General features: G+C 74.2%; 1 protein-coding gene and 1 pseudogene. Both read right to left on the reverse strand.

Annotated features, from left to right (window positions below; translation table 11 throughout):
• Positions 1-961: DNA polymerase Y family protein (locus GA0115240_RS39025; RefSeq protein WP_093737301.1), on the reverse strand; the 961-nt coding region annotated here is incomplete at its 3' end.
• Positions 958-4,459 (reverse strand): annotated as a pseudogene (locus GA0115240_RS15735) (DNA polymerase III subunit alpha). The pseudogene GA0115240_RS15735 and the gene GA0115240_RS39025, both read right to left, overlap by 4 nt.
• Positions 4,460-4,679: the final 220 nt, after the last annotated feature.

Here is a 4,679-nt window from a genome sequence, read left to right on the forward strand (position 1 = left end):
GGGCCTCTTCGGCCGGCCGCAGACCGTCCGCGCGGAGCGCGAAGGCCCGCACCCGGGCCCGCTGGAGTCCCAGCGCCGCCAGCAGACCGAGCGCGGTGGCGGCGAGCACGGGTGAGTGGCCGGTGGCTTCGGCCAGGCCGCGGGTACGGGTGCTGGAGCTGCGGTCGGCGTAGTGGACGGTGAGGGTGAGCCGGTCGGTGACCTGTCCCTCGGTCCGCAGGCGCCGGCCGATCTGCTCGGCCAGGCCGAGCACGGCGCGGTGGTGCTGCTCGGGGTCGAGGCAGTCCCGGTCGAGGACGAGATCGGCGGTCATCCGGGCGGCGGGCGCCTTCGGGGTGACCGGGCGCGGGTCGTGGCCGCGGGCGCGTTCGGCCAGCAGCCGGGCCGGGCCGGCGCCGAGCAGGCGCTGGAGGGTGGCCGCGGGCAGATCGGCGACCTGGCCGATGGTGTGCAGACCGTAGGTGTGGAGGGTGGCGGCGGTGGCCCGGCCGATCCCGGGCAGCGCGGTCACCGGCCGGGGCCGCAGCCAGGCGGCCGTGCCGGCCGGTTCGGCGGGGATCCGGGTGGTGTCGCCCGGCGCGGAACTGGCCGCGGCCATGGCGGCCAGCATGCGGTTGCCCGCGAGGCCTGCGCTGCTGTCGATGCCGTACAGGCCCATGAGCCGCAGCTGCGCCATCTGCACCAGCTCGTACGGGCCGCAGTCGAAGTAGCGCAGCGCCGAGGTGAGGTCGAGCTGGACCGCGTCGGGCGGGAAGGCCTGGACGTGCGGGGTGATGCCGGCCAGCAGGTCCAGCACCTCCTCGTACTGGTCCTCGTCGGGTACGGCGTGCAGGTGCAGGTGCGCGATGTGCCGCAGCCGGGTCCCGGCCCCGGTTCCGGTCGGGCTCCCGGTGCCGATCCGGCTCCCGGTCCCGGTTTCCGTCCGGCCCGGGGGCGTCAGCTCGCGGCCCGGGGGCGTCATCCCGCGCTCCCCTGGCTGCGGTGGCCGAGCTTCTTCAGGTCGGCCGAGCGGCTGCCGGCCGGCTGCAGGTCGGCGTAGGGATGCAGCAGGGCGCCCGCCGTGCCGTCGACAAGAACGCGCCGCGGCTGCGCGGGGGTGGGCCGCGGGCCGTCCGCGCCGAGCAGCTTCAGGGCGGCCTCGGGGCCGTCGTCGCGGCGGGCGGCGGCGATCTTGTCCAGGTCCCAGGCCATGCTGCCGACGACGGTGCGACGGGTGCCGCGGACCTGGACGGTGCCGCGGACCAGCAGCAGCCCGGAGTGGAAGACCGTATGCGCGCAGTTCTCGTGCGAGTCCTCGAAGAACGCCAGGTCGACCATCCCCGAGCCGTCCTCCAGGGTGACGAAGATGACGCGCTTGCCGCTGGCGATCGGCGGGGTCTGGGTCGAGGCGCGCACGCCGGCCACCAACACCTGCTGCCCGGCGCGGAGTTCGGACAGGTGCGCCGCGTCGGTCGCGCCGACCTCCCGCAGCAGCCGCTGGTGGTGCTCCATCAGGTGGCGGGAGACGTCGATGCCGAGGGTGTTCAACTCCGCGCTGAGCCCTTCGCGTCCGGTCATCTCCGGCAGTCCGCTCGGCTCCGCCCCGCCGACCGGGTCGGCGGTGATGGGCAGTTGGCCGCTGCCCGCGCTGCGGACCCGGGACTGCCGGTGCAACTCGGCGATCTGCAGCAGCAGGTCCCGCCGGGTCAGCCGGCCGTCGTGCAGTTCCGCCAACGCGCCGATCTGGGCGAGGCGCTCGGCGGTCGGCCGGTTGGGACGGGCCCGCTGCCAGAAGTCCGACAGCGATCTGTACGGCTGGCCCGCCGCGATCCGCGCGCACTCCTCCTCACTGATCCCGTGCACTCCGGCCAGCGCGAGCCGTACCCCCCACTGGCCCCCGTCGGCCCGCTCCACGACGTGCTCCTGCCGCGAGCGGTTGACGTCCACCGGCAGGAGGGGGACGCCGCGCCGCCGGGCGTCGGAGACGATGACCCGCTTGGGCCACATCCCCGGATCGTGCTCCAGCAGCCCGGCCAGCAGGAAGGCCGGGAAGTGCGCCTTCAACCAGGCCGATTGGAGGGCGGGGACGGCGAAGGCGACGGCGTGCGCCCGGCAGAAACCGTACGCGCCGAAGGACTCCACCGTCGCCCACACCTCGTCGCGGACCTGGGGGTCGTAGCCGCGGGCGGCGGCCGCCCGGTGGAACCAGTCCCTGATCTCCGGCAGCTTCTCCTTGTCGCCGAGCAGCCGCCGCCCGATCTCGGCCCGGTCCCGGTCGCAGCCGGTCATCACGTGCAGCGTCTCGATGATCTGCTCGTGCCAGATGGTGACCCCGTAGGTGTCGAAGAGCACCGGCTCCAGATCGCGGTGGGCGTAGTGCGGGTCGCCGCCGTGCCGGGCCGCGATGTAGCGCTCGGGCATGCCGCCGGCCACCGGCCCGGGGCGGAAGAGGCTGATGTCGGCGATGACGTCCTGCACGTCCCGGGGCTGCATCCGCGACAACAGGTCCTGCTGGCCGGGCGATTCGAGCTGGAACATACCGATGGTCTGGCTCTCCTGGATGAGCTTGAACGCGAACACGTCGTCCAGCGGCACCTGTTGGCCGTCGTCGAGGTCGATACGGTCGCCGGTGGCCCGTTCGATCTCGGCGACGGCGTGGGCCATCGCGGACTGCATCCGCACCGCCAGCACGTCCAGCTTGATGTTGCCCAGCGCCTCGATCTCCTCCTTGGCCGCCATCGCCATCGGGTAGTCGCCCTGCGGGGTGGGCTGCACCGGCAGCCGGTCCAGCAAGGTGGCGTCGCTGATGACCACGCCGCAGGGGTGCATGGCCATGCCGTGGACGAGGGAGTCGAGCCCTTCGGCGAGTTCCCACAGCGGGCCGTACTTCCCGGCCTCGGCGGCGAGTTGTTTGAGTTCGGGCAGTTCGGCGAGCGCGCCGGTGATGTCGCAGGCCCGCAGGTGCGGGAAGCTCTTGGCGATCCGGTCCACCTCGTCCGGTGCGATGCCCAGCGCGAGGCCGGTGTCGCGCAGCGCCCGGCGGGCCCGGTACGTCTCGGGCATCGCGGTCACCGCGACCCGCTCCTTGCCGAAGCGGTGGAAGATCGCGTCGTAGCACTCCAGCCGCCGGGCGGATTCCACGTCGATGTCGATGTCCGGCAGGCTCTTGCGCAGCGGGCTGAGGAACCGTTCGAACAGCAGGCGGTGGTCGAGCGGGTTGGCGGTGGCGATCCCCAGCGCGTGGCACACCATCGAACCGGCGCCCGAGCCGCGGGCCGCGACCCGGATGCCCAGCTCCCTGATGTCGGCCACCACCTGCCCGACGGCGAGGAAGTACGAGTCGTAGTCCAGACCGGAGATGACCGTCAGCTCGTCCGCCAGGCGGTCCTGGGCCTTGCGGTCGCGGTCCAGGCCGCGCCGGACCAGGCCGGCCGCGCACCGCTCCCGCAGCAACCGCCCCGCGCCGCCCGACCCGGCGCCGACGACCTCCGGCTCCGGGAAGTGCCGGGTGCCCAGGCCGAGGTCCGTTTCCGGGTCGAGGCGGCAGGCAGCCGCGGTGTCGGCGGTGTCGGCCAGCAGGCGGACGGCCCGTGACCGGTCCGCGCCGGCGCACTCGGCGATCTGCTCGGCGGCTCGCGCCATCTGCTCGGCGGGTTTGAGCCAGCGCTGCCCGCTGTCCAGGCGGCGCGGGTCGATCGGCCGCAGCAGCCGGGCGGCGTCCAGCACATCGGCGAGCCGGTGCTGCTCGGGGTCGGCGTAGCGGACGGCGTTGGTCAGTACGGCGGTGGTACGGGTCCGTTCGGCCAGCGCCAGCGTGCGGGCGGCCAGCCGCAGCGAGCCCGGACCGGTGCCGGCCCGGCCGTGCCAGACCGCCTCCAGCCGCAGGCCGTCGCCGAAGATCCGCTGCCAGGGGGCGAGGAGCTCGGCCGCGACGTCCTCCCGGCCGGCCGCCAGCGCCCGTACCGGCTCCGACAGCGGGCCGAGCAGGACGGTCAGCCCCTGGCCGCCGTGCTCACGCAGCGCCTCCCACGGCACCTGGACGGGAGCGGCGTTGCTCGCGGTGCCCACGTGGGCGGCGCTGGTGATCCGGCACAGGCGGGCCCAGCCCTGTTTGTCCTGGGCGAGCAGGGCGAAGCGCAGCGGCGGCTCGACGACGTGGGCGCCGCCGCGGACCGGGGTGCGGCGGCGCTGCCCCTGTCCGAGGGGTCCTTGTCCGAGGGGCCCTCGTCCGGGGGACTCGTTGTCCGGGGGGCGGCGGGGCGAGGGCCTCCACGGCCAGGTCGATGCCGAAGACCGGCTTGATCCCGTTCTCCTTGCAGGCCTCGGCGAACCGTACGGCGCCGGTGACGGTGTCCCGGTCGGTCAGTGCCAGTGCCGCCATCCCGCGCTCGGCGGCCCGCTGCGCGAGCTGCTCGGGGTGCGCGGCGCCGTACCGCTCGGAGTAACCGGACGCGACATGCAGATGGGCGAAGCCCGCCATGCCGCACCTCCATCACTCCCCCCATTCCGGCCCGTTCCCGGCCCGTTCCAGCCAGGCAATCGATACGTTCCTCGTACGTTCGTTCGATTAGCTTAGCGCGGTCGACGCAGGTCAGCGAGCTGGAAGCGGGCAGGGCGGCTCGCGCGAGGCGTCGAACGGGTGGCCGAAAGAGGTGCTGCCCGGCCATCTCCCGGGCCGGGCAGCGGACTTGCTTCGGGGA

The sequence above is a fragment of the Streptomyces sp. DvalAA-14 genome (assembly GCF_900091855.1).
GTDB lineage: Bacteria > Actinomycetota > Actinomycetes > Streptomycetales > Streptomycetaceae > Actinacidiphila.